At 46.5% G+C, this 22,570-nt stretch carries 18 protein-coding genes; 2 read left to right on the top strand and 16 right to left on the bottom strand.

Annotated features, from left to right (window positions below):
- Window positions 1-11: 11 nt before the first annotated feature.
- The 3 genes from menH to menF form a co-directional block, all read right to left on the bottom strand.
- A complete protein-coding gene (gene menH / locus EAE92_RS12300; RefSeq protein ID WP_246545160.1) occupies window positions 12-818 on the bottom strand; it encodes a 2-succinyl-6-hydroxy-2,4-cyclohexadiene-1-carboxylate synthase in 807 nt (268 codons plus the stop codon).
- Window positions 779-2,473 (bottom strand): 2-succinyl-5-enolpyruvyl-6-hydroxy-3-cyclohexene-1-carboxylic-acid synthase, encoded by a 1,695-nt coding sequence (menD, locus tag EAE92_RS12295; RefSeq protein WP_214068285.1) that lies wholly within the window; start codon window positions 2,471-2,473, stop codon window positions 779-781. Before menD ends, menH begins: the two co-directional genes overlap by 40 nt.
- A gap of 113 nt (window positions 2,474-2,586) precedes the next feature.
- A complete protein-coding gene (gene menF / locus EAE92_RS12290; RefSeq protein ID WP_214068284.1) occupies window positions 2,587-3,906 on the bottom strand; it encodes an isochorismate synthase MenF in 1,320 nt (439 codons plus the stop codon).
- A 1,015-nt stretch (window positions 3,907-4,921) separates the two neighbouring features.
- Here menF and EAE92_RS12285 point away from each other — a divergent pair.
- Together EAE92_RS12285 and EAE92_RS12280 are read left to right on the top strand one after the other, a co-directional pair.
- A complete protein-coding gene (locus tag EAE92_RS12285) occupies window positions 4,922-6,148 on the top strand; it encodes an alpha-xenorhabdolysin family binary toxin subunit A (RefSeq protein ID WP_214068283.1) in 1,227 nt (408 codons plus the stop codon).
- Window positions 6,149-6,195: 47 nt separating this feature from the next.
- Complete coding sequence (locus EAE92_RS12280; RefSeq protein WP_214068282.1) at window positions 6,196-7,257, top strand: alpha-xenorhabdolysin family binary toxin subunit B; 1,062 nt, start codon at window positions 6,196-6,198, stop codon at window positions 7,255-7,257.
- 121 nt (window positions 7,258-7,378) lie between these two features.
- Here EAE92_RS12280 and nuoN read toward each other — a convergent pair whose 3' ends face one another.
- The 13 genes from nuoN to EAE92_RS12215 form a co-directional block, all read right to left on the bottom strand.
- Complete coding sequence (nuoN, locus tag EAE92_RS12275; protein WP_036811909.1) at window positions 7,379-8,836, bottom strand: NADH-quinone oxidoreductase subunit NuoN; 1,458 nt, start codon at window positions 8,834-8,836, stop codon at window positions 7,379-7,381.
- A 6-nt stretch (window positions 8,837-8,842) separates the two neighbouring features.
- Window positions 8,843-10,363, bottom strand: coding sequence for an NADH-quinone oxidoreductase subunit M (gene nuoM / locus EAE92_RS12270; RefSeq protein ID WP_214068281.1), 1,521 nt, complete (start codon window positions 10,361-10,363; stop codon window positions 8,843-8,845).
- A gap of 20 nt (window positions 10,364-10,383) precedes the next feature.
- Entirely contained in the window at window positions 10,384-12,231 is a 1,848-nt protein-coding gene (nuoL, locus tag EAE92_RS12265) for an NADH-quinone oxidoreductase subunit L (RefSeq protein WP_040152050.1), read from the bottom strand.
- Window positions 12,228-12,530 carry an NADH-quinone oxidoreductase subunit NuoK gene (nuoK, locus tag EAE92_RS12260; protein WP_011147297.1) on the bottom strand — a complete coding sequence of 101 codons (303 nt, stop codon included), beginning with the start codon at window positions 12,528-12,530 and terminating at the stop codon, window positions 12,228-12,230. The genes nuoL and nuoK overlap by 4 nt, the downstream gene beginning before the upstream one ends.
- Window positions 12,527-13,072 (bottom strand): NADH-quinone oxidoreductase subunit J, encoded by a 546-nt coding sequence (gene nuoJ / locus EAE92_RS12255; RefSeq protein ID WP_036781359.1) that lies wholly within the window; start codon window positions 13,070-13,072, stop codon window positions 12,527-12,529. The genes nuoK and nuoJ overlap by 4 nt, the downstream gene beginning before the upstream one ends.
- 12 nt (window positions 13,073-13,084) lie before the next feature.
- On the bottom strand, window positions 13,085-13,627 hold the full coding sequence (gene nuoI, locus EAE92_RS12250; RefSeq protein ID WP_036811918.1) for an NADH-quinone oxidoreductase subunit NuoI: 543 nt from the start codon (window positions 13,625-13,627) through the stop codon (window positions 13,085-13,087).
- Window positions 13,628-13,641: 14 nt separating this feature from the next.
- Window positions 13,642-14,619, bottom strand: a complete 978-nt coding sequence (gene nuoH / locus EAE92_RS12245) for an NADH-quinone oxidoreductase subunit NuoH (RefSeq protein ID WP_040152056.1) — start codon at window positions 14,617-14,619, stop codon at window positions 13,642-13,644.
- Window positions 14,619-17,342 carry an NADH-quinone oxidoreductase subunit NuoG gene (gene nuoG, locus EAE92_RS12240; protein WP_214068280.1) on the bottom strand — a complete coding sequence of 908 codons (2,724 nt, stop codon included), beginning with the start codon at window positions 17,340-17,342 and terminating at the stop codon, window positions 14,619-14,621. The genes nuoH and nuoG overlap by 1 nt, the downstream gene beginning before the upstream one ends.
- A 75-nt stretch (window positions 17,343-17,417) precedes the next feature.
- The gene (nuoF, locus tag EAE92_RS12235; RefSeq protein ID WP_214068279.1) at window positions 17,418-18,782 is read right to left on the bottom strand and encodes an NADH-quinone oxidoreductase subunit NuoF; all 1,365 of its coding nucleotides are present in this window, start codon (window positions 18,780-18,782) and stop codon (window positions 17,418-17,420) included.
- Entirely contained in the window at window positions 18,779-19,327 is a 549-nt protein-coding gene (nuoE, locus tag EAE92_RS12230) for an NADH-quinone oxidoreductase subunit NuoE (protein WP_036781371.1), read from the bottom strand. The genes nuoF and nuoE overlap by 4 nt, the downstream gene beginning before the upstream one ends.
- A 2-nt stretch (window positions 19,328-19,329) precedes the next feature.
- Complete coding sequence (nuoC, locus tag EAE92_RS12225) at window positions 19,330-21,129, bottom strand: NADH-quinone oxidoreductase subunit C/D (protein ID WP_105398090.1); 1,800 nt, start codon at window positions 21,127-21,129, stop codon at window positions 19,330-19,332.
- Between the two features lie 119 nt (window positions 21,130-21,248).
- Window positions 21,249-21,923, bottom strand: coding sequence for a NuoB/complex I 20 kDa subunit family protein (locus EAE92_RS12220; protein WP_011147305.1), 675 nt, complete (start codon window positions 21,921-21,923; stop codon window positions 21,249-21,251).
- 17 nt (window positions 21,924-21,940) lie between these two features.
- A complete protein-coding gene (locus tag EAE92_RS12215; protein ID WP_011147306.1) occupies window positions 21,941-22,390 on the bottom strand; it encodes an NADH-quinone oxidoreductase subunit A in 450 nt (149 codons plus the stop codon).
- Window positions 22,391-22,570 lie beyond the last annotated feature (180 nt).

Here is a 22,570-nt window from a genome sequence, read left to right as displayed (position 1 = left end):
ATTCGTATTCCTTATACATTAAAGAGTGATAAAAAATGGTTTACTACCGCAGCAAACGCCACCGCGTTCGCTCGGTGAGCATTATGCCCAACATGTGGAATGGTTTGCAGCGGCAAGGCGCAATGTTTTGCCAATTGCTGGAATTTCTTATCATTTTCGCCGCACAGATAAACAAAAGGTAATCTCAATTGTTGTAGTACAGGTACTAACCAAGGTTGATGTCCAAGCGAGGTGTTTTCCAGCATATTAGCCACACCATCGCCATTATTATGACGGCGTACTTTGATCAATCGCTGACGCTGTTCAGGTAATAGATCAGAAAAAACCGGCTGCTGATACCAATCAGATAAAACCTGTTCAATCGGCTGAGAACGAAAACGTCCGGCCCAATTTCTATCATGTTCGAGACGATTATTCCGCTCCTGTTGGGAAAACAATCCGGGATTTCCTCCTTCGATCAGTAACCCACATAATCCCCGCATATCACCATAACTGGCATGATACATAGCAATACGGCCTCCTAAGGAGTAGCCCATCAGCCAATATTTACTAATTTGCTGTTCTGCCAATGTTTCAGATAAAAGACAACTCATATCCATGAGATCTTTTACCTGCACGTCAGTAGAATCACCGTGACCGGGCAGATCGATGACCAATGAGGGATGTTGAGCGCACAGATTCACTAACGGCAGCCATTCATCACTACAGCCTAATAATCCATGCAACCACACCAGCCAAGGGCGGTCATTGTGACTATTGAACTTGCGACAAGCCAGACTCACAACATCGCCACCTGTTTTAACAGTTGTTGCAAACATTCAGCCCCTTCTCTCTCCGGCACTTTCAGCTCAATCAGCGTGGTTTCATTTTGTTGCCATGCCTGTTCAATACCTTGCTGCAACTCCATCCAACTTTGTGGGCTGGCATATTTCAAGCCGAACATCGCCGCAGCATGATCAAAATCAACCTGCTGGGGCATACAGTAAAAACGTTGCCTTGCTTCTTCCGGGGTTGGTAGTAAAGAAAAAATTTGCCCGCCGTTATTATTGACCACGATTAACACAATGGGTGAGGAAGGATGACGCAACAGCGCCAAGCTATTGAGATCATAAAGCGCCGATAAATCACCGATGACGGCCAAAGTGGGCTTTGCTGTTGCCCGTTGCACACCCGCCGCAGTGGAAATTAATCCATCAATGCCGCTAGCGCCCCGATTACTATAAACCGGATACCCAGCCGGTAATTGCCCCAGCGCATCTATCAAACGAATAATCAGGCTGTTACCGACAAACAACTGACCGCGTTCAGGCAGTAATTCACGCAATCGATAGGCCACAGTTGCTTCACCGAATTTCCCTGCCAACTCTGTTCTGACGCAGTTAACCGCTTTTTCTGACCAGAAAACAAGCTCTTCTGCCCACGATGTATGCGATTGCGCCCACGGCACACGCGGCTGTGCGGGATGAGCCAGTAACCAGTCAGCAATATGGCAGGTTAATTTTTTGCCACGATGATTGGCAGGATCAAGCCGGCCAGGTATTGGATCAATAATCCAAAACTCCTGCGGCTGGCATTTCGCCTGCCACTGTAACAAGCGTTTCCCTATCAAGCTGGAACCAAACTGCACGACCAGTTGCGCTTGCGCTAAAATCTCCTGCGCATGAGGATTATCCAGCCATAAATCGGCACAAGGCAATGGCTGCCCAGTTTGTGAAAGCGCATTGCCAATCAGCGGCCAACCCCATGCCTTTGCCCATTTAGCAACACTAACTCCCTCTTCGGCGCTCATTCGACCAGCCAAGACAACGCCTTTTTTCTGTTGCCAACAGCGCCAATCCGGTACTTCCGCCACAACATTAGCCACTGGCTGGCTTAACCAAGGTTCGTTACTCTTCCACCAATCGCCTAACTGCTGCTGCCACTCACCATAAGCCGGCTCTTCATTACTATATAACGGTTCGGCAAATGGGCAATTAATATGCAAAGCCCCATGCCGCAAATTCGCCATACCATGATCTATGACAGAAACCAGCCAACTTGCCGCTATATCTACAGTCGGCCTTGGCAAAGAGATTGTTTGGCATGGATGAGAAGCAAAAATATCATTCTGACGAATAGCCTGATTCGCGCCACAATCCATCAATTCTGGCGGTCGATCAGCCGTAAGGAAAACCACTCGTTCACCCGTTAAACTGGCTTCAATTAATGAAGGATAGAGATTTGCCACCGCGGTTCCAGAAGTCACGATAACGGCAACCGGCTCTCTACTTGCTTTGGATAATCCCAGTGCCAGATGCCCTAACCCACGTTCGTCAAAATGAGTATGACAAATCAGTTTGTTATTTGCCGCGGCGGCTATTGTCAAAGGCGTGGAACGCGAACCGGGTGCAATGCAAACATGGCGTAATCCATGACGAGTAAGTGCTTCCAATAAAAGCTCCGCCCAGCGGCGGTTAAATGCGCTGTTTGACATAGTTTACTCAGAGAATTTCTATAAAAGCTGACTATTAGCCTAACGGCACAATTAATTATTTCTTTATCCTAGTTCAATGAATTGCCACTTAATCGGAGATTATTTTCATTCAACTATTCACCTTTGAGTAAAGTGCGCAGCCCGGCAGCTTTATTCTCTATCTCTATCCACTCCTGTTGTGGCTCAGAACCCATCACAATCCCGGCACCGGCATACAGAGAAAGTAAATTGTTGTTAATTTCTGCGCAACGCAGGGAAACCGCAAATTCACTCTGTTCACAGGAAAGATATCCTGCGGAACCCGCATACCAATCACGGCTGAATGGTTCGCTATCACGAATAAAATCACGCGCCGCTTCACGAGGTAATCCAGCAACAGCCGCCGTTGGTTGCAAACGATGCAAGCAATCACTATCACGAGCATTCTTCAATTTTCCCTTGATCCGACGCCGTAAATGCTGGACTTTTCGCAAACGAATCACATCTGGCGGAGCCACATCGACAGAAACCACAGCACCTTGAAGACGCTGGCGAATATCATCAACAACGAGCAAGTTTTCATGTTGGTTTTTTTTATCTTCCAGCAACCATTGCCCTAATTTTTCGGCGTACTGAATATCATCAGAATTGGCGACCGTCCCCGCTAGCGCTTCTGTATAAAGTTGAGTCTGCTTACGGTAGTAAAGCCGTTCCGGTGAAGACGCCAAAAATGCCTCATGCTGATTAAACGCCAGCATAAAATGATAACAACGGTGATTTATCTGGCGACTCGCTGCCATAAATTGGGCAGCCGCTAAAGATTCACTCAATACTAGTTGCGTCTTACGCGCCATCACGACCTTCTCCATCTTACGATGGGTGATAGTTTCCAAAGCCTGCTTAATCAAGTCACACCACTGGGCGCGTTCCGGCATATTCTCCGCATTCACTACCACTGCCTGTAACGCGGAGAATTCCCGGTGCGGAACTAACTGTTGCAGGAATTCCTGTGCATTTCTCACATCCTGTCGGCCAGCTATATTCAAATACAAACAGCTTTCGTCACGGTAGCGACGTAATTCGATACGGGGTAAAAACAGATAACCCGCGTCCCCTGCTTCGGATCGCGTAATACGAGCGGGTTGAATCCGATCCCAGGCATTCAGCCCCCAGATCCGTATCTGTGGAAATTGACGGTTTCTGTGCAAAAAATTTTCGGCTGAAACAATATCACTGAAAAGATAGATTTGCCCACAAGCAGCGACCTCTTCATGGCCCTCTCTGTGATGCCAATAGAACTGCGGATAATGAGACTGCGCTGCCAGCCATTCCAGCCAGTAAGCGCTGCAACCGGCTGGCAGAGGAAATGAAATCTGTTGGATACCAACTTCGCTAATTTGTTTATTATTCAGTGTCTTGCATACATCGGCGACAACATTAGCAATTTGATTCATCACTTCCGCCCCAAAAGACGTGATAAAAAGTAGGATTATACGGGGCATTAATAATAATTAAAGCCCTGATTATTTATGTAGTTATGCTCGTTCGATTCTGTTAGCAATATGCCATTATCCCATACTGAAACAAGCTACATCAGATGTTTTGTCCTTTAAATAAGGCATATTAAGTTCATTAGTATGATCAATTCTTTCGATGCAATTTATAAAAAAACGACTCTTTTATTTACTACGGAAAATTTACTAAATAAATACCGTTATTATAAACCAGGAAATAAATATTTATTTTTATAAAAAAATCGCGCTATAAAAAAACATATATTATTTTCACAATAGCAAAATAGAATTATAAAAAAATCCACCTTATTTGTTAATTACAACCTATTGTGTGAATAATTAACAATTTAATTGAAATATAGATCTAGAAATAACAAAAGACTTTATTCAATAACATCAGAAAAATAGGTTACGGCCCAATCTTTTTTTAAACATGCCATAAATGACAAATCAAAAAACATTTAACTCATTCTTTATAAAAAAACTATATTACCCACTTTTTAAATTAATAAGGTAAAAATCACTATCCCCACATCACAAATCAACACAACTAATTGTTTTAAAATAACTTTCATAAAACAACATTAAAATTTTTTATGTTTTTTACATTAACATCAATTAAAAAATGAAATTTCAAATCATATAAACAAGAAAAACAAAAGATTGTTTTCACATTTCATGACTAAAATAATAAAAATTCATATTATTTAATTCCATACATTAGATACACAAAAATCATAAACAATTTCATTTAAGATTAATGAAAACGACAAAAAATTATTTAATAAAACTCATAAATAAAACTATTTTTTCAACAATCAACCACGAAAATATGTGTATTTTTAATTCAGATTATTCAATAAAAAATACAACATTAATTTAACAACATGAGTATTATGACTTTCGGTTGTGCCTTGATGTATCTAATAATTTTTCAATAAAGCAAGAACCATTAATGGAGAAATATATGTTATTAGCTCAACTTCCAGCGGAAAAAACACTGAACGAAACAGATATTCCCTCGGCTACCTTGCAATTACTGACTGGTAAACAAGAAGGTGTTGCCCGCCCCGGAGGAATATTTACCAAAGAAGACCTGATTAATATCAAACTGTATGTCAAGAAGGGCCTATCACTACCTTTTAATCTTGAGGAAGTGAAGAGCTATCTCGGCTACCAAAGAGTCAATATCGCTGGACTGGAACCAGAGGATATTCACACCTTGTTTGAAGAAATCCGCATCCATTCTCTTAGCTGGAGTGAAGTAGAAAAAGATGTTCTACAACAGAGCATTGACCTGGAAGTTATTGGTCAACAAATTACCGAAGCCGGAGAGAATATACTCAGTATCATCAATGAAATGCCAATTATTGAACGCATCAAGAGAAGATTGGGAGATCTCTCAAAAAGACAACTTTCCGAGATCACTTATACTCACGAAGACAGAGAAGTATCGTATGCCCTGGTAGAAATCCTCGACACCATGAAGAGTGATATTGAGAAACAGCGGCGAAAAACTGAAAAAGTCAAAAACGAAGTATCCGATTTCAAACTAAAACTGATCGGTGGCAGGCTGTCAAATGGCAGTATTGCTATGGGCTTGCAACCACAAGTTGAAAGTAAAAGAAAGCTGATGAGAGACAATAAAATGTCAGTCAGTATCGGAGATTTGGACGAAAAAATTATCGAAAAGAAAGCGGAAATCGACCAACTCAAGCAAGATTACAATAAATTCGTTGGCCTGGCTTTTTCTGGTATTGCCGGAGGGATTATAGGTCTCGCAATTACTGGCGGTATTTTTGGTTCTAAGGCAGAAGAAGTACGTAAACTGAAAAATGAACTGATCGCAGAAGTACGCAGCCTGGAAGATAACATTAAAGGTAAACGCGCCCTACAAAAATCCATTACCACTTTATCTCTTGATTTTAGCGACATTGATACCCGTTTGCTGGATGCAGAAGTGGCATTGAACCATTTAGATTACATGTGGCAATCCATGCTAACTCAAATCAATGCCTCCAGGGATAAATTCTCTCAGATTAACGACGCACTAAAACTGACCTCTTTCATCACTAAATTCCAGCAAGTGATAAGCCCTTGGAAAGAGGTAGAAGGCTCCGCTAAACAATTAGTCAGAGTTTTCGATGAAGCGTTAAAAGAATACAAAAATCGCTACAACTAATTGTTTCCTCTCGTATGACATAAGAAATAGAAAAAAGGAGTATTAGAATGAGTGAGATCATCACTTTTCCACAGCAGACTGTTGTTTACCCAGAAATTAACGTAAAAACCTTGAGTCAAGCAGTGAAAAATATCTGGCAGCTGTCACACCAGCAAAAGTCAGGCATTGAAATCATTCAGGAAAAAACACTACGGATAAGCTTATACAGCCGTGACCTCGACGAAGCAGCTCGTGCCTCTGTGCCTCAATTGCAAACTGTCCTGAGACAACTCCCCCCTCAAGACTACTTCCTGACCCTCACTGAAATCGATACAGAACTGGAAGATCCCGAATTAGATGATGAAACTCGAAATACTCTTTTGGAAGCACGCTCAGAACATATCCGCAATCTCAAAAAAGATGTCAAAGGTGTTATTCGCAGCTTACAGAAAGAAGAGAACCAGATGGCAAGTAGGATTGCCGATGTGAGCAATGTCGTGATTTTGGAACGCCTGGAAGGTAGTCTGAAAGAGGAACAAGAACGAAAAGCAGAGATTCAGGCTGATATTGCGCAACAAGAGCAGAATAAAGCCAAATTAGTTGTAGATCGCAACAAAATCATCGAAAGCCAGGACGTTATCCGTCAATACAATTTGGCTGACATGTTCAAAGACTATATTCCCAATATCAGCGATCTGGATAAACTGGATTTAGCCAATCCTAAAAAAGAACTGATCAAACAGGCAATTAAGCAGGGAGTTGAAATTGCTAAAAAGATTCTGGGCAATATTTCCAAAGGATTGAAATATATAGAATTGGCTGATGCCAGAGCCAAATTGGATGAACGAATCAACCAGATAAACAAAGATTGCGACGACCTGAAAATCCAATTAAAAGGAGTAGAACAACGGATTGCCGGTATAGAAGATGTGCACCAAATCGACAAGGAGAGAACCACATTACTACTTCAGGCAGCTAAACTAGAACAAGCATGGAATATATTTACCAAACAATTACAGAACACCATAGATGGTAAAATTGACCAACAAGATCTAACCAAGATTATACACAAACAGTTGGGTTTCCTTGATGATCTGGCATTGCAATATCACTCAATGCTACTGAGCTAAGCACTAAGAAGACTCATTCTCCTATATAAGAGATAAAAAATAGGAGATAAAAACAACCCGGTAGGGGCAAACCTTACCGGGTTTTTATACTCCAAATAATCCGTAACAACTGACTGGCTATTTAGAGAATAATTTTCGCTTGCTGTATCACATCAATCAGCGGTTGAGGCCAGATACCTAGCGCTAATACCAATAATGCGGAAACCAGAACAACGATCCCGCCGGCAGTCGATGCCCAGTTCCTTGGCGTGTCGCGGTTAAGGGCCTTTGGCGCAGGCAGGTACAAACTGACCATCACCCGCAGGTAGTAATACAAACCGATAGCACTACCTACCACCACAGCCCCCGTCAGCCACCACAGTTCCGCTTTCACACCCAACACAATGACGTAGAACTTACCAATAAAACCAAATGTCATTGGTATCCCCGCCAGCGACAACATCATCACCGTCATCACCGCAGACAGAATAGGTTTATGCCAAAACAAGCCACGATATGAGTAGAGGGAATCTGCATCCGGTCCTTTATATGGGCTGGACATGAGGCTAACAACGCCAAATGCGCCGATACTGCTAAACAGATAACCTGCCAGATAGATACCGACCGTCTCTTCTGAAAGCTGGTGATTCTGTACCGCCACCAGCGCCACCAACAAATAACCCAAGTGAGCAATAGAAGAGTAACCAAGCAGACGTTTGATATTTGTCTGGGTCAACGCCATCAAGTTACCGAACAGCATAGAAGCAATGGCAATAACGGTTAATACCGTGCGCAATGCTTCGCTATCCGCCATTGGCGCTTCAACAAACAAGCGCACTACTACCGCGAAAATCGCTATCTTGCTGGCTGTTGCCAGGAAGGTAGAGACCGGAGCCGGCGCTCCCTGATAAACATCCGGTGTCCAGAGATGGAAAGGAACCAGTGATAATTTGAAGCCAAGGCCAACAACCAGCATACCCAAGCCCGACAGTATCAAAGGTTGATAGATATAGCTGTCAGACAAACGATGCCCCAGTGCGGCAAAAGAGAGATCGCCTGATTCCGCATATAACAACGCTATACCAAATAGCATGAAAGAAGAGGCTGCCGCAGACAGCAACATATACTTGATAGCCGCTTCCAGAGAGCGTTTCTGGCGATATGCATAACCAATCAAACCAAACAGCGGCAAAGTTAATAACTCAATACCGATAAACAATGACGCCAGGTGGTTTGCACAAGCCAGAAGAATCCCACCCACTGTCGCAATTAGCACCAGCAAATAGAACTCTTCTTTGTTATCTGGATAATTTTCTAACCAAGAATAGGCGAAAGTCGTCGTTGCTAAACTCGCAACCAGCACGAGACCGATATAGAGCATAGCATAGCGATCCACATGAACCAGTGGGGTGACATCCATCGCTTCTTGCTGTCCGACAAAATAGAGAGACAGCAGAGCCAGATTCAAACCTACCACGGTCAGAGTGGTGTTAATAAAGTGATCGCGTCGCCACGCAATGGACAGCATCACAACCACTACCGTCAATCCGACGATCAACAGCGGTAACAGCGCGATCAGTTGTTGAGGAGTTATTGTCATGGCGAATTACGGCCTTGTAGTTGAAATTGAAGCTGAATACCAGGTCTGGATGTTATCCATCGCTGCCGCTGAAGTATCAAGGATAGGTTGTGGATAGAAACCCATCACCACCAGTAATATCAACAGCACCATTACAATGGATATTTCTCGCATATCCATCCGTCTTAGTGGTTCGTCTGATTTTGCCTCACCGTAGTAAGCACGCTGCATCATATACAGGGCATAAACAGAGGCGAAGACCAGACCAAATACAGAAATCGTTATAATTAACGGAAATTCACTAAAACTACCAAACAGGATCATAAATTCACCGACGAAGTTACCGGTCCCCGGCATTCCCAGTGTCGCGACAGCAAAAGAGAGCGATAACGCAGGCAAGAACTGCACACGTTTCCACAAGCCCCCCATGAGATTCATATCACGGGTATGTAAGCGCTCATAAAGTTGCCCACAGAGAATAAACATACCTGCGGCTGACAGACCATGAGCAATCATCTGAATAATTGCCCCCTGGTAAGCAAGCTGGCTGCCAGAATAGATCGCGATTAACACAAACCCCATATGAGAGATACTGGTATAAGCAATCAAGCGTTTGATATCTGTCTGGCTGAACGCCATCCATGCGCCATAGAAGATCCCAAGCACACCGAACCACATCGCAATCGGTGTGAACTCATGAGAAGCTTCCGGGAACAACGGCAAAGCAAAACGCAACAGACCATAACCCGCGGTTTTCAGCAAGATGCCGGCTAAGTCAACAGAACCCGCTGTTGGCGCCTGACTGTGCGCATCAGGCAACCACCCATGTAAAGGCACAACCGGCATTTTTACCGCAAACGCAATGAAGAAACCGAGCATCAGTAAGTATTGAACGGTATGTGACATTGGTGTATTCAGCAGTTCTTGATAGCTGAATGTCCACTCGCCTGTCCCGTTATAGTGAACCAATACCAATGCCATAATCGCAATTAACATCACCAAGCCACTCGCCTGAGTGTAAATGAAAAACTTGGTCGCCGCAGTGATACGAGTCTTACCGCCTGAGCCTCTGTGTCCCCACAGTGCAATCAGGAAGTACATCGGTACCAACATCATTTCCCAGAAGAAGAAGAACAGGAACATGTCGATAGCGAGGAACACCCCCATCACACCACCCAAGATCCACAGCAAGTTCAAGTGGAAAAAGCCCTGATATGGCTGATTTTCCGTCCATGAACAGAGAATAGCCATCAGCCCCAGTAGCGCGGTCAACACCACCATCAGCAGCGATAAGCCATCCAGAGCAAGGTGAATACTGATGCCAAAACGTGGGATCCACGGCATAAGAAATTCCTCTTGCCATTGAGGTATCCCTTGTGGATTAGCCAAGGTGTAGCCCCCCTGCAACCACAGTTGCAGAGAGAGTACCAGAGTCAACCCCATCGAAATTAACGCGATCCAACGCGGTACACGGGTACCGAAGCGTTCAGCCTGCCAACTCAACAGGCCACCGATGAAGGGCATAAGAATTAGCCAAGGTAATAGCATGGCGCAATGTATCCCTTAAATTAAACCAGTAGCAGCAGAGCTAAAACCAGCACTGCACCCAACCCCATAGAGGCAACGTACCAACGGACCTGTCCATTTTCACTCAGACTAAGACCTTTGTTACTCCAGCGTGATAACACCGCAGGAATATTCATCAGTGAATTTAGCGGATCGTTTCGCAATACATGTGTAATGTTCTTGAACGGCTTAACAAATACCCAGTCATAGAGAACATCAAAGCCCCAAGCATTAAACCACCATACGGAGAAGAAACGCCCCGGAGCACTTTGTGCCACACCATTCACCAACTGACGTTTACCCAGATACAGTGCCATTGCCAGCAAAATACCCGCCACAGCGATCACGCCAGAAACCACTTCCAGGGTCATTTTACCTGTGTGATCCGTTGCATGGCTTCCCGGCAACACACCCGCCAATGGCGGCGCAATCAGTGCGCCCACAAAGGTGGAAAGCACCAGCAATACCAGTAACGGCAGGTGATGGGTAATACCTTTAACAGGATGGGCTTTTGTTTTCGCCTCACCGTGGAAAACAATGAAAATCATGCGGAAAGTATACAAGGAAGTCATAAATGCCCCCGCCAAACCCGCCAACATTAGGTTGATATGGCCATGTGACATTGCTCCCCACAGAATTTCATCTTTACTGTAGAAACCGGCAGTGACGATTGGCAACGCTGATAACGCCGCGCCACCCACCAAGAAACAGACATAAACCAACGGAATGGATTTACGCAATCCTCCCATTTTGAAAATATTCTGCTCATGATGACAGGCCAGAATGACGGAACCCGATGCCAGAAACAACAGCGCCTTAAAGAAAGCGTGAGTCATCAGGTGGAAGATTGCCGCATCCCATGCCTGAACCCCCAACGCCAGGAACATGTAGCCAATCTGGCTCATGGTTGAGTAAGCCAATACACGCTTAATATCGGTTTGCACTAACGCAGCAAAACCTGCCAACACCAACGTGATAGCGCCGATAGTGCCAACCAGTTGCAGGATTTCCGGCGCCATCAAGAATAGGCCGTGGCTACGCGCGACCAAGTAGACCCCGGCGGTTACCATCGTTGCCGCATGAATCAGCGCGGAAACCGGCGTTGGACCCGCCATCGCATCGGCCAACCAGGTTTGTAACGGCAACTGAGCTGATTTACCTACCGCTCCACCCAATATCATCAGGGTTGCCCAGGTAATCACCGAAGAACCGGCTTCCAGATGCTGTGGAGCTAAAATCGCCAACTCGCGGAAGTTCAACGTTCCCAGATTGTCATACAGAATGAACATGCCGATAGCCAGGAAGACGTCACCCACACGGGTAACAACAAAGGCTTTCATTGCCGCGGCGCCATTCGCCGGGTTGGTATAGTAGAAGCCAATCAGCAGGTAACTGCACAGACCTACCCCTTCCCAACCGAGATACATCAGCATCATGTTATCTGCCAGAACCAGTATCACCATGCTGGCGATAAACAGGTTGGTATAAGCGAAGAAACGGGAATAACCCTCTTCACCACGCATATACCACGAGGCATACATATGGATCAGGAAACCAACACCGGTCACCACACTCAACATGGTAAGCGATAAACCATCAAGCACCAGAGTGAACGGGATACTGAAATTCCCAACTTCCATCCAGTTCCACAGGTTCTGACTGTAAACCAGATCACCCGCACCATTCTGACTGTTGAAATCGATAGCAACCCATAAGGTAACTAACGCAGCCAAACCAACAGAACTAATCCCGATGGTGGCTGATGTATTTTCAGACCAGCGGCCACGGGAAAATGCCAACAGCAAAAATCCCAGCAGTGGCAGCAGAATTGTTAAATAGAGTAAGTTCATCCGCGCATCTCACTGACTGTATCAATATTCAGATTCTGGCGACGACGATAGAGCTGCAATAACAGCGCCAAGCCAATACTCGCCTCGGCTGCCGCCAAGCTGATAGCCAAAATAAACATCACTTGACCATCTGGCTGGCCCCAATAGCTGCCTACCACAACAAAGGCCAAAGCCGCAGCATTAATCATCACTTCGAGCCCAATTAACATAAACAACAGATTACGGCGAATGATGAGCCCGGTCAGGCCCAACACAAATAGAATGGCCGCCAAAATCAGTCCATGTTGAAGAGGTATCATGGTTGTTCCTCCGCATTTCGGTTGCTGAGCACTTCACCCTGTTTATGCTCACGGCCTATGTGATACGCCACCACCATACCAGCAAGTAATAGCAAAGAAGCCAGTTCAACGGCCAATACATACGGACCAAACAAACTGATACCCACTTCTTTAGCACTGATAACTTCACCGGTGATATTGTCAGCAATATCGCCATGAGAAACATTGATAATGGTATACACCAGCACAACAAGCAGCACCGCTGACAGTATCCCCGGACCAATCCAAGTCCTCGGTTTCAACCAGACACGCTCTTGTTCAACAACAGATTTGCCAAGGTTAAGCATCATCACCACGAAAACAAACAGCACCATAATGGCCCCGGCGTAGACGATGATCTCTAGTGCACCGGCAAAATAAGCGCCAAGCGAAAAAAACACCGCTGAAAGCGCCAGCAGAGACACAATCAGATACAAAAGCGCATGTATCGGATTGGTATGGGTAATCACCCTGATAGTTGCCAATATGGCAATCAGCCCGGCAGTATAAAACGTAAATTCCATGAATATCGCTCCTTACGGCAACAGGCTTTTAACGTCGATAGGTTTCGCTTCATTGTCAGCTTCACCTTTCGATTTGCCGCCAATCGCCATACCTGTCTTACGGTAAAAGTTATAATCAGGATATTTACCCGGACCTGAAATCGTCAGGTCCTCTTTTTCATACACCAGATCCTGGCGCTTAAACTCCCCCATTTCGAAATCCGGCGTTAATTGGATCGCAGTCGTCGGGCAAGCTTCTTCACATAAGCCACAGAAAATACAACGTGAGAAGTTAACGCGGAAAAATTCTGGATACCAACGACCATCTTTATGTTCAGCTTTTTGCAGTGAAATACATCCCACCGGGCAAACCGCCGCACACAGGTTACAGGCAACACAACGCTCTTCACCGTCCGGATCGCGCGTCAGCACAATACGGCCACGGTAACGGGGCGGCAGATAAACCGGTTCCTCTGGATACATTTGGGTTTCGCGCTTATGAAAGGCATGCAAGCCAATCATCCAAATACTGCGTACCTGGGTGGCAAAACCAACCACTAACTCTTTTAATGTCATGGTTCATTCCCCCCTTATTGAGCGTTGTACAAAATCACTGCCGCAGTCGCCAGCAGGTTAAGTAAGGTTAGCGGCAAACAGACTTTCCAGCCAAACGCCATCACCTGGTCATAACGCGGACGTGGTAAAGAGGCGCGTATCAGGATGAACATCACCATGAAGAATGCCGTTTTCAACGCAAACCAGACAAACGGCGGCAAGAACGGACCATGCCAGCCACCAAAGAACATTGTCACAATCAGGGCAGAAACCGTGACAATACCGATATATTCACCAACGAAGAACAGACCGAATTTCATACCGGAATATTCAATATGATAGCCGTCAGCCAGCTCCTGTTCTGCTTCCGGCTGGTCAAATGGATGACGGTGACACACCGCCACACCCGCGATAGCAAAAGTCAAGAAGCCAAAGAACTGAGGAATGACATTCCACATATGCTCCTGTGCATTGACGATATCCACCATATTGAAAGAATCTGCCTGCGCCACAACGCCCATAAAGGAGAGGCCGATAAACACTTCGTAACTCAGTGTCTGCGCAGAAGCACGCATCGCCCCCAGTAATGAGTATTTATTGTTACTTGACCATCCAGCAAACAGCACCGCATAGACAGCCAGACCCGCCATCATCATAAAGAACAAAATACCGATGTTCAGGTCGGCGGCCATCCAAGTCGGCGTGATCGGCACAATGGCAAATGCCAGCAACAGAGAAACGAAACCAATCACCGGCGCCAAGGTAAAGATCATTCTGTCGGCAAACCGGGGTACCCAGTCCTCTTTGAAGAACATTTTGATCATGTCAGCGACGATCTGTAACGACCCACCCCAACCTACACGGTTTGGCCCATAACGGTTTTGAAACAGCCCTAGCAAACGACGCTCGCCAAAGCTCATCAATGCCCCACAGACAACCACCACGACCAGGATCACCACGGCCTTGAGAACAGCGATCAGCACATCAATAATTTCGGGGGTTAACCAACTCATTATGCAACCTCCCGTAAATTATTCACGGAAACACCCGCCAATACTGGAGGAATACCCGGCATTCCCATTGGCAAACCAATCTGCCCTTGAGCAAGATTTTCACTCAGACGAACCGCCAGACGCAGTTGCTGACCAAAACAATCAAACTCCAGAACAGAACCCGTTTTCACACCCAATTGATCCGCATCTTTGCTATTGAGCATCACATAAGGCTCCGGCATACGTTCCTGAATCACATCAGAACGCTGAGTTAACTCTTCACTACCAAACAAATGGTGGTAAGGAGCCACTGTCCACTGGTTATTTTGTGCAGTAAAGGCTGTCGGGATCTGATCAAAATAGTTCAAACCGCCGTCAGTGGTTTCAATCAGACGCACACCGGGATCGCCAAAGCGCAGATGACCACCTACCTCCGCCTGGAATTTGTTCCAAGCCTGTGGTGAGTTCCAGCCCGGCGCCCATGCAAACGGCACCTGCTGACGATAGGCATCTGGGCTATTGTTACCTTCCATTGAGAAAGCGAATGGCGAATCGACATCCTGCGGCTGACGTTGCTCATGTACGCTGAGATTCGCCAACATTGCAGTACGGCCACTGTAACGATGCGGTGAACGGGCCAGTTTCTGACCACGGATGCGGAATGTAGAATCAGGCGCGGCATCAACAATGCCTTTAAGCTGCGGCATTGTTTCAACACAAGCATCAATAACATGGTCAAGCTGCGTCCAATCTAAATGGCGTTCAGTATAAGTTGTGTGCAAGGAGTGCAACCAACGCCAACTCTCCAGCATCACCACCGACTTGTCGTAGAAAGAGGGTTCAAAAACTTGGAAATAACGCTGCGCCCGGCCTTCCTGATTTACCAGCGTACCGTCACTTTCTGCAAAGCTGGAAGCTGGAAGAATCAAATGGGCTTTATCCATGATGGCAGTGCGTTGATGATCAACCACAACCAGATTTTTCAGCTTGCTCAGTGCATCGTCTACCTTATCTGCTGCGGCATGCCGATAGAGATCATTTTCCATCACAATAGCCGTATCAGATTCACCACTGCTTATCCGTTGCAACGCAACATCCAGTGGCTGAGCCTCCATCATTCCCAATCCAATACTATTCGCATAGATTGCAACAAACGACAAACCGACATCTGAACCTCGGTCTTTCAGCGCCCAGGCAACATTGGCCGCTGCTTGAATAATCGCATCACTACCGACGTTACTGCCGCTGATAATCAGTGGTTTCTTCGCGCCAATCAATGCTTGCGCAACCATTTCCACTTTAGCTTTCAGCTCGTCAGGCAAATTCTCGACTGCCGGCGCAGTGTTATCCAATGCATGAGCGACTGCAAAACCAAAACGCGCCTGATCATCAACCGGCGCACGATAATTCCACGCTGCGATATCATCCAGACGAGTATCATCCACGTTGGTCACAAACAGGGGATATTTCGCACGTTGACCAATATTCATCACAGCGGCAATTTGCCAATCAGCAACTTTCTGAGCAGCCGCCATTTCGCGGGCTTTGCCTTTCACCGCCTGACGAACAGATAATGCCATCCGGGCACCGGTTTGCGTTAGATCTTCACCTAAAATCAATACCGCATCATAGCTTTCAATTTCACGCAGCGACGGTGTATAAACGCCACCCTGTTGAAGAATTTCCAACATCATATCAAGGCGTTGTTGTTCAGCCGCGGCAATCCCGCTATAGAAGTTTTCCGCACCCACCAGTTCACGCAGTGCAAAGTTACTTTCCAAACTGGCGCGTGGGGAACCGATACCGATGGCATTTTTGGCCTGACGTAAAATATCCGCCCCGCCCTGCATAGCCTGCTCAGCGTTAAGCGAGATCCAATGATCACCACGCAATTGCTGTGGCTGACGAGGGCGATCCTTACTGTTGACATAACCGTAACCGAAACGACCACGGTCACACATAAAGTAGTGGTTTACTGTCCCGTTATAACGGTTCTCGATACGGCGTAATTCACCATAGCGCTCTCCCGGGCTGGTATTGCAACCAATGCTGCACTGTTGGCAGATACTTGGCGCGAACTGCATATCCCATTTACGGTTATAACGTTCAGAGTGGGTTTTATCAGTAAATACCCCTGTTGGACAAATTTCCACCAAGTTACCGGAGAACTCACTTTCCAGCGTGCCGCTTTCAGGGCGACCAAAATAGATATTATCGTGAGCGCCATAGACACCAAAATCAGTGCCGTCGGCGTAATCTTTGTAGTAACGCACACAACGATAACAGGCAATACAGCGGTTCATTTCATGAGAAATAAACGGCCCCAATTCCTGATTGTTGTGAGTACGCTTAGTGAAACGGTATTTACGGAATGTATGACCGGTCATCACGGTCATATCCTGTAAGTGGCAGTTGCCCCCTTCTTCACACACCGGGCAATCGTGCGGATGGTTAGTCATCAACCACTCAACCACACTCTCACGGAACTTTTTAGCCTCTTCATCATCAATCGAGATAAAAGTGCCATCCGCTGCCGGAGTCATACAGGACATTATCAGACGACCGCGCGTATCATCCTCGTTTTGATATTGCTTCACCGCACACTGGCGGCAAGCGCCAACGCTTCCAAGCGCTGGATGCCAGCAAAAATAAGGAATATCCAACCCCAAAGAGAGGCAGGCTTGTAACAGGTTATCAGCCCCGTCTACGTCATATTTTTTGCCGTCTACATGTATCGTAGCCATAGTCAGCATGCTTCCAAATGACCTGCTTTTCAGCAAGTGTTAATCAAAAATTCTGCTAATTTCGTGAAGAACCCATTACCAACGCTGTTTCAACAGGTTTGACTGGATACCCGCAATGAGATGAGTGTTCCCATAGTCTTTGGTTATAATTCCAGCTTCGAATTCATCACGGAAATATTTGATGGCACTCTGTAGTGGTTCCACGGCCCCCGGTGCGTGAGCACAGAATGTATTACCTGGCCCAAGGAAGCGACAGAGCTGTTCCAACGTTTCAATATCCCCGGGTTGCCCTTCCCCACGCTCTATTGCACGCAGGATTTTCACGCTCCACGGCAACCCGTCACGACATGGAGTACACCAGCCGCAAGATTCACGGGCAAAGAACTCTTCAAGATTACGGGTTAAAGAAACCATGTTGATTTCATGATCAACCGCCATTGCCAAGGCAGTGCCCAAACGGCTGCCCGCTTTAGCGATATTTTCGAAATCCATTGGCAGATCCAGATGTTCAGCGGTTAGGAAGTCAGTTCCTGCACCACCGGGCTGCCATGCTTTGAATTTCAAGCCGTCACGCATACCGCCGGCATAATCTTCAAGAATTTCACGGGCAGTCGTACCAAATGGCAACTCCCACAAGCCCGGATTTTTCACCCGACCAGAGAAGCCCATCAGTTTGGTACCGGCATCTTTACTCTTGCCCGCGCTCAGGCCGATATACCACTCTTTACCGTATTCGAGAATTGAAGGAACATTGCACAAGGTTTCAACGTTGTTGACGCAAGTAGGCTTGCCCCATGCGCCGGAAGTGGCTGGAAATGGCGGTTTTGAGCGAGGATTTGCTCGACGGCCTTCCAGTGAGTTAATCAACGCGGTTTCTTCACCGCAGATATAACGCCCTGCGCCGGTATGAACAAACAACTCAAAATCAAAGCCGCTGCCCATAATGTTTTTACCCAACAAACCCGCTGCCTTAGCTTCCTCAATGGCTTTACGCAGATGCACAGCCGCTTCCACATATTCACCACGCAGGAAGATATAACCACGATAAGCTTTCAAGGCAAACGCACTGATCAACATCCCTTCCACCAGCAGGTGAGGAAGTTGCTCCATCAGCAAGCGATCTTTGTAAGTACCCGGCTCCATTTCATCTGCGTTGCATAGCAGATAACGGATATTCATGCTTTCATCTTTTGGCATCAGGCTCCACTTCAAACCAGTAGAGAAGCCTGCGCCGCCACGGCCTTTCAGCCCGGCGTCTTTTACCAGAGAAACCACTTCATCTGGGGACATGCTTTTCAGTGCTTTTTCAGCGCCACGATAACCACTTTTGCTACGGTACTCATCCAGCCATACCGGTTGTTTATCATCCCGTAAACGCCAAGTAAGAGGATGATTTTCCTCAGTACGAATAATTTCTTTTATTCCTGAATATGCTGTCATGGATACTGCTCCAGTAACTTTTCAATCTCTTCAGGTCTGACAGAACTGTGCGTATCGTCATCGATCATCATGGTCGGGCCTTTGTCACAGTTACCCAGACAACAGGTTGGCAACAGCGTAAAACGCCCATCTTTCGTCGTCTGCCCCGGACAGATATTCAGATGTTTTTCAATCGCAGCCTGGACATCCTGATAACCGGTAATATGACAAACCACGCTGTCACAATAACGAATAATATGGCGGCCCACCGGTTGACGATAAATCTGGCTGTAAAATGTCGCCACACCTTCCACATCACTAGCGGGAATACCAAGCACATCAGCGATCGCGTAAATGGCGCCATCCGGTACCCAACCACGATGCTTCTGTACAATTTTCAATGCTTCTATCGAAGCGGCGCGCGGATCTTCGTAGTGGTGTTTTTCGTGCTCAATGGCATCGTGCTCTTCGATACTCAGCACAAAATCTGCTTTTGCCTGAGACTCTGTTACGTTAACCACATCAAGTCGCGCTTGTTGAGCACTCGCGTTAATTTCACTTTGCATAGTTAGCGATCCACATCAGACATAACAAAATCGATACTGCCCAGATACACGATCAGGTCAGACACTAAGCCACCGCGGATTACCGATGGGATCTGCTGCAAATGCGGATAACTCGGTGTACGGACGCGGGTACGGTAACTCACAGTACTGCCGTCGCTGGTGAGGTAATAGCTGTTGATGCCTTTGGTGGCCTCAATCATTTGGAAAGATTCATTTGCCGGCATTACCGGTCCCCATGACACTTGCAAAAAGTGGTTAATCATGGTCTCAATATGCTGCAAAGTACGCTCTTTGGGTGGCGGCGTCGTCAGTGGATGATCCGCTTTGAATGGACCTTCAGGCATATTATCCAGACACTGTTTCAAGATTCGCAAGCTCTGACGCACTTCTTCCACTTTCAACATCACGCGATCATAACAGTCGCCGTTATTACCAATCGGCACGTCGAAATCGAAATTTTCATAGCCGGAGTATGGGCGCCATTTACGCACATCAAACGCAATGCCCGTCGCCCGCAACCCAGCGCCAGTGGTGCCCCATTCAAGGGCTTGTTTGGAATTATAAGCGGCAACCCCAATAGAACGGCCTTTCAGGATGCTGTTTTTCAGCGCTGCTTTCACGTAGGAATCAAGGCGCTTAGGCATCCAGTTCAGGAAATCGCGCAGCAATCTATCCCAACCACGCGGCAAGTCATGAGCGACGCCGCCAATGCGGAACCACGCCGGGTGCATACGGAAACCGGTAATCGCCTCCACCAGATCATACACTTTCTGGCGGTCAGTAAAGGCGAAGAACACCGGCGTCATCCCGCCGACGTCCTGAATGAAAGTTGAAATGTAGAGTAGATGGCTGTTAATGCGGAACAATTCCGACAACATAACGCGAATAGTTTTTACCCGGTCAGGCACTTCAATTCCCGCCAGTTTCTCCACCGCCAGCACATAAGGCATTTCGTTAACACAACCGCCTAAGTATTCAATACGGTCTGTATAGGGAATATAACTGTGCCAAGATTGGCGCTCTCCCATTTTCTCCGCGCCACGATGGTGATAACCAATATCCGGGACACAATCGACAATCTCTTCACCATCCAGTTGCAGAATGATACGGAACGCACCATGAGAAGAGGGATGGTTAGGACCAAGGTTAAGGAACATAAAGTCCTCATTCTCAGTACCTCGTTTCATTCCCCACTCTTCTGGTTTGAAAGTCAGCGCTTCCATCTCCAGATCTTCTTTCTGTCTGGTCAGTTCGAAAGGATCAAATTCCGTCGCACGAGCGGGATAATCCTTACGCAGCGGATGCCCTTCCCAAGTCGGCGGCAACATAATACGACGCAGGTTTGGGTGGCCGTTAAAGACAATGCCGAACATTTCCCATGTTTCACGCTCATACCAGTTGGCATTTGGAAACAGAGGAGTTGCAGTCGGCAGATTCAGGTCTTTTTCACTGAGGGCGACCTTCAACATAATATCGCGGTTACGCTCAATAGAAAGCAGGTGATAAAACACAGAAAAATCTGCCTCTGGCAGACCCTGGCGGTGAGTACGCTGGCGCTCATCCATGCCATGCAAATCGAACAGCATGACATAAGGTTTAGGCAGTTTCTTCAGGAAAGTCATTATTTCCAGTAATTGTTCACGCTTCACCCAAACAACGGGTATACCAGTACGGGTTGGCTGAACAGTAAAGGCATCCGGGCCAAAGTGGTTACGCAGCTCACTCACAACCGGATCATCAAGATGGTCGTGAGTTTGCCACGCAGGCCGGGCGCTTTCTTGCGCTATCTGATCTATCATCATTTTTCACCACAACGCTTTGATCAGTGTTCGTTTTGATCAGGATTAGTATCGCAACACATTGCTCTGGTTACATTCATTAGGCTACTTTGAGTCACGCCTACTGTCTAAAAGACAGATTCTTAAACTTCGTCTGGCGTACGCAGATTTTTCACTGCGATACGTTCCCCGTGCTTACGTTCTCTTTCTGACTGCATATTGGCACGGTAAACCCCTTGATCTCCCACCACCCAAGACAGCGGACGACGCTCTTTGCCGATCGACTCCTGTAACAGCAACAGAGCTTGCATATAAGCTTCAGGACGAGGAGGACAACCAGGAATATAAACATCAACGGGGATAAACTTATCGACGCCTTGAACTACAGAGTAAATATCGTACATACCGCCAGAGTTGGCGCAGGCTCCCATAGAGATAACCCACTTCGGCTCAAGCATCTGGTCATACAAGCGCTGAATAACCGGCGCCATTTTGGTAAAACAAGTGCCAGCGACCACCATAAAATCCGCCTGACGGGGTGATGCACGTAAAACTTCAGCGCCAAAACGGGCGACATCATGAACAGCGGTAAATGATGTGGCCATTTCCACATAACAGCAGGAAAGACCAAAGTTGTAGGGCCACAGGGAGTTTTTACGTCCCCAGTTCACCATATCATGCAGAGCATGCTCCAGTTTGCCCATGTAAACACTACGGTGAACATGCTGCTCCAGTGGGTCTGCGACAATTTCCTGTTTTTGCAGGGGATAACGGTCATTCTCACCGTTCGGATCTATGCGGGTGAGCGTATAATCCATCTTTAAATGCCTCGCTATTACTGCGGATGACTATTGTTAATGTTAATCACAACACTTGGTTTACTTACCTGGCGGCTTGAACGAGATGGCGTCCAATTCAGCGCCCCAATACGCACCAGATAAAACAAGCCTGCGAGTAACACCAAAATGAAAATGCTTGCTTCGATAAAGCCTAACCAGCCACTCTCTTTGATAGAGACTGACCATGCATATAAAAACAGCGCTTCAACATCGAAGATGACAAAGAACATAGCGACCAGATAGAACTTGGCCGACATACGGAGACGAGCACTACCGACAGAATCAATACCGGATTCATAAGGGACATGTTTTGCCCGGGCTTTCGCTCTTCCGCCCAAGAAAAACGCCCCTAACAGCATCAAAGCACACAGACCGAAAGCACCTAAAAGAAATACCGCGAATGCCCAGTGATGGGCAAAGAGTTCAGTGGATGTTGACATACTCATTGCTTACTCATCAAAAGTGGTGTCAAAAGTGTCTGCTCTTTTGTCTGGCAGTGTTGCACCACATCGATTCAAGGGAAGGGGTAACAACCAAATCTGAAACACTGTTAATCAATGATTGATGGAGTGAATCTTCTTGGTTTTTACTCCTCTCAACAATATTTTGTCTGTTATGACAAAATT

Origin of the sequence: Photorhabdus hainanensis (genome assembly GCF_018448965.1) — a bacterium.
GTDB lineage: Bacteria > Pseudomonadota > Gammaproteobacteria > Enterobacterales > Enterobacteriaceae > Photorhabdus > Photorhabdus akhurstii.
This window is presented reverse-complemented; position numbering and strand designations above follow the sequence as displayed.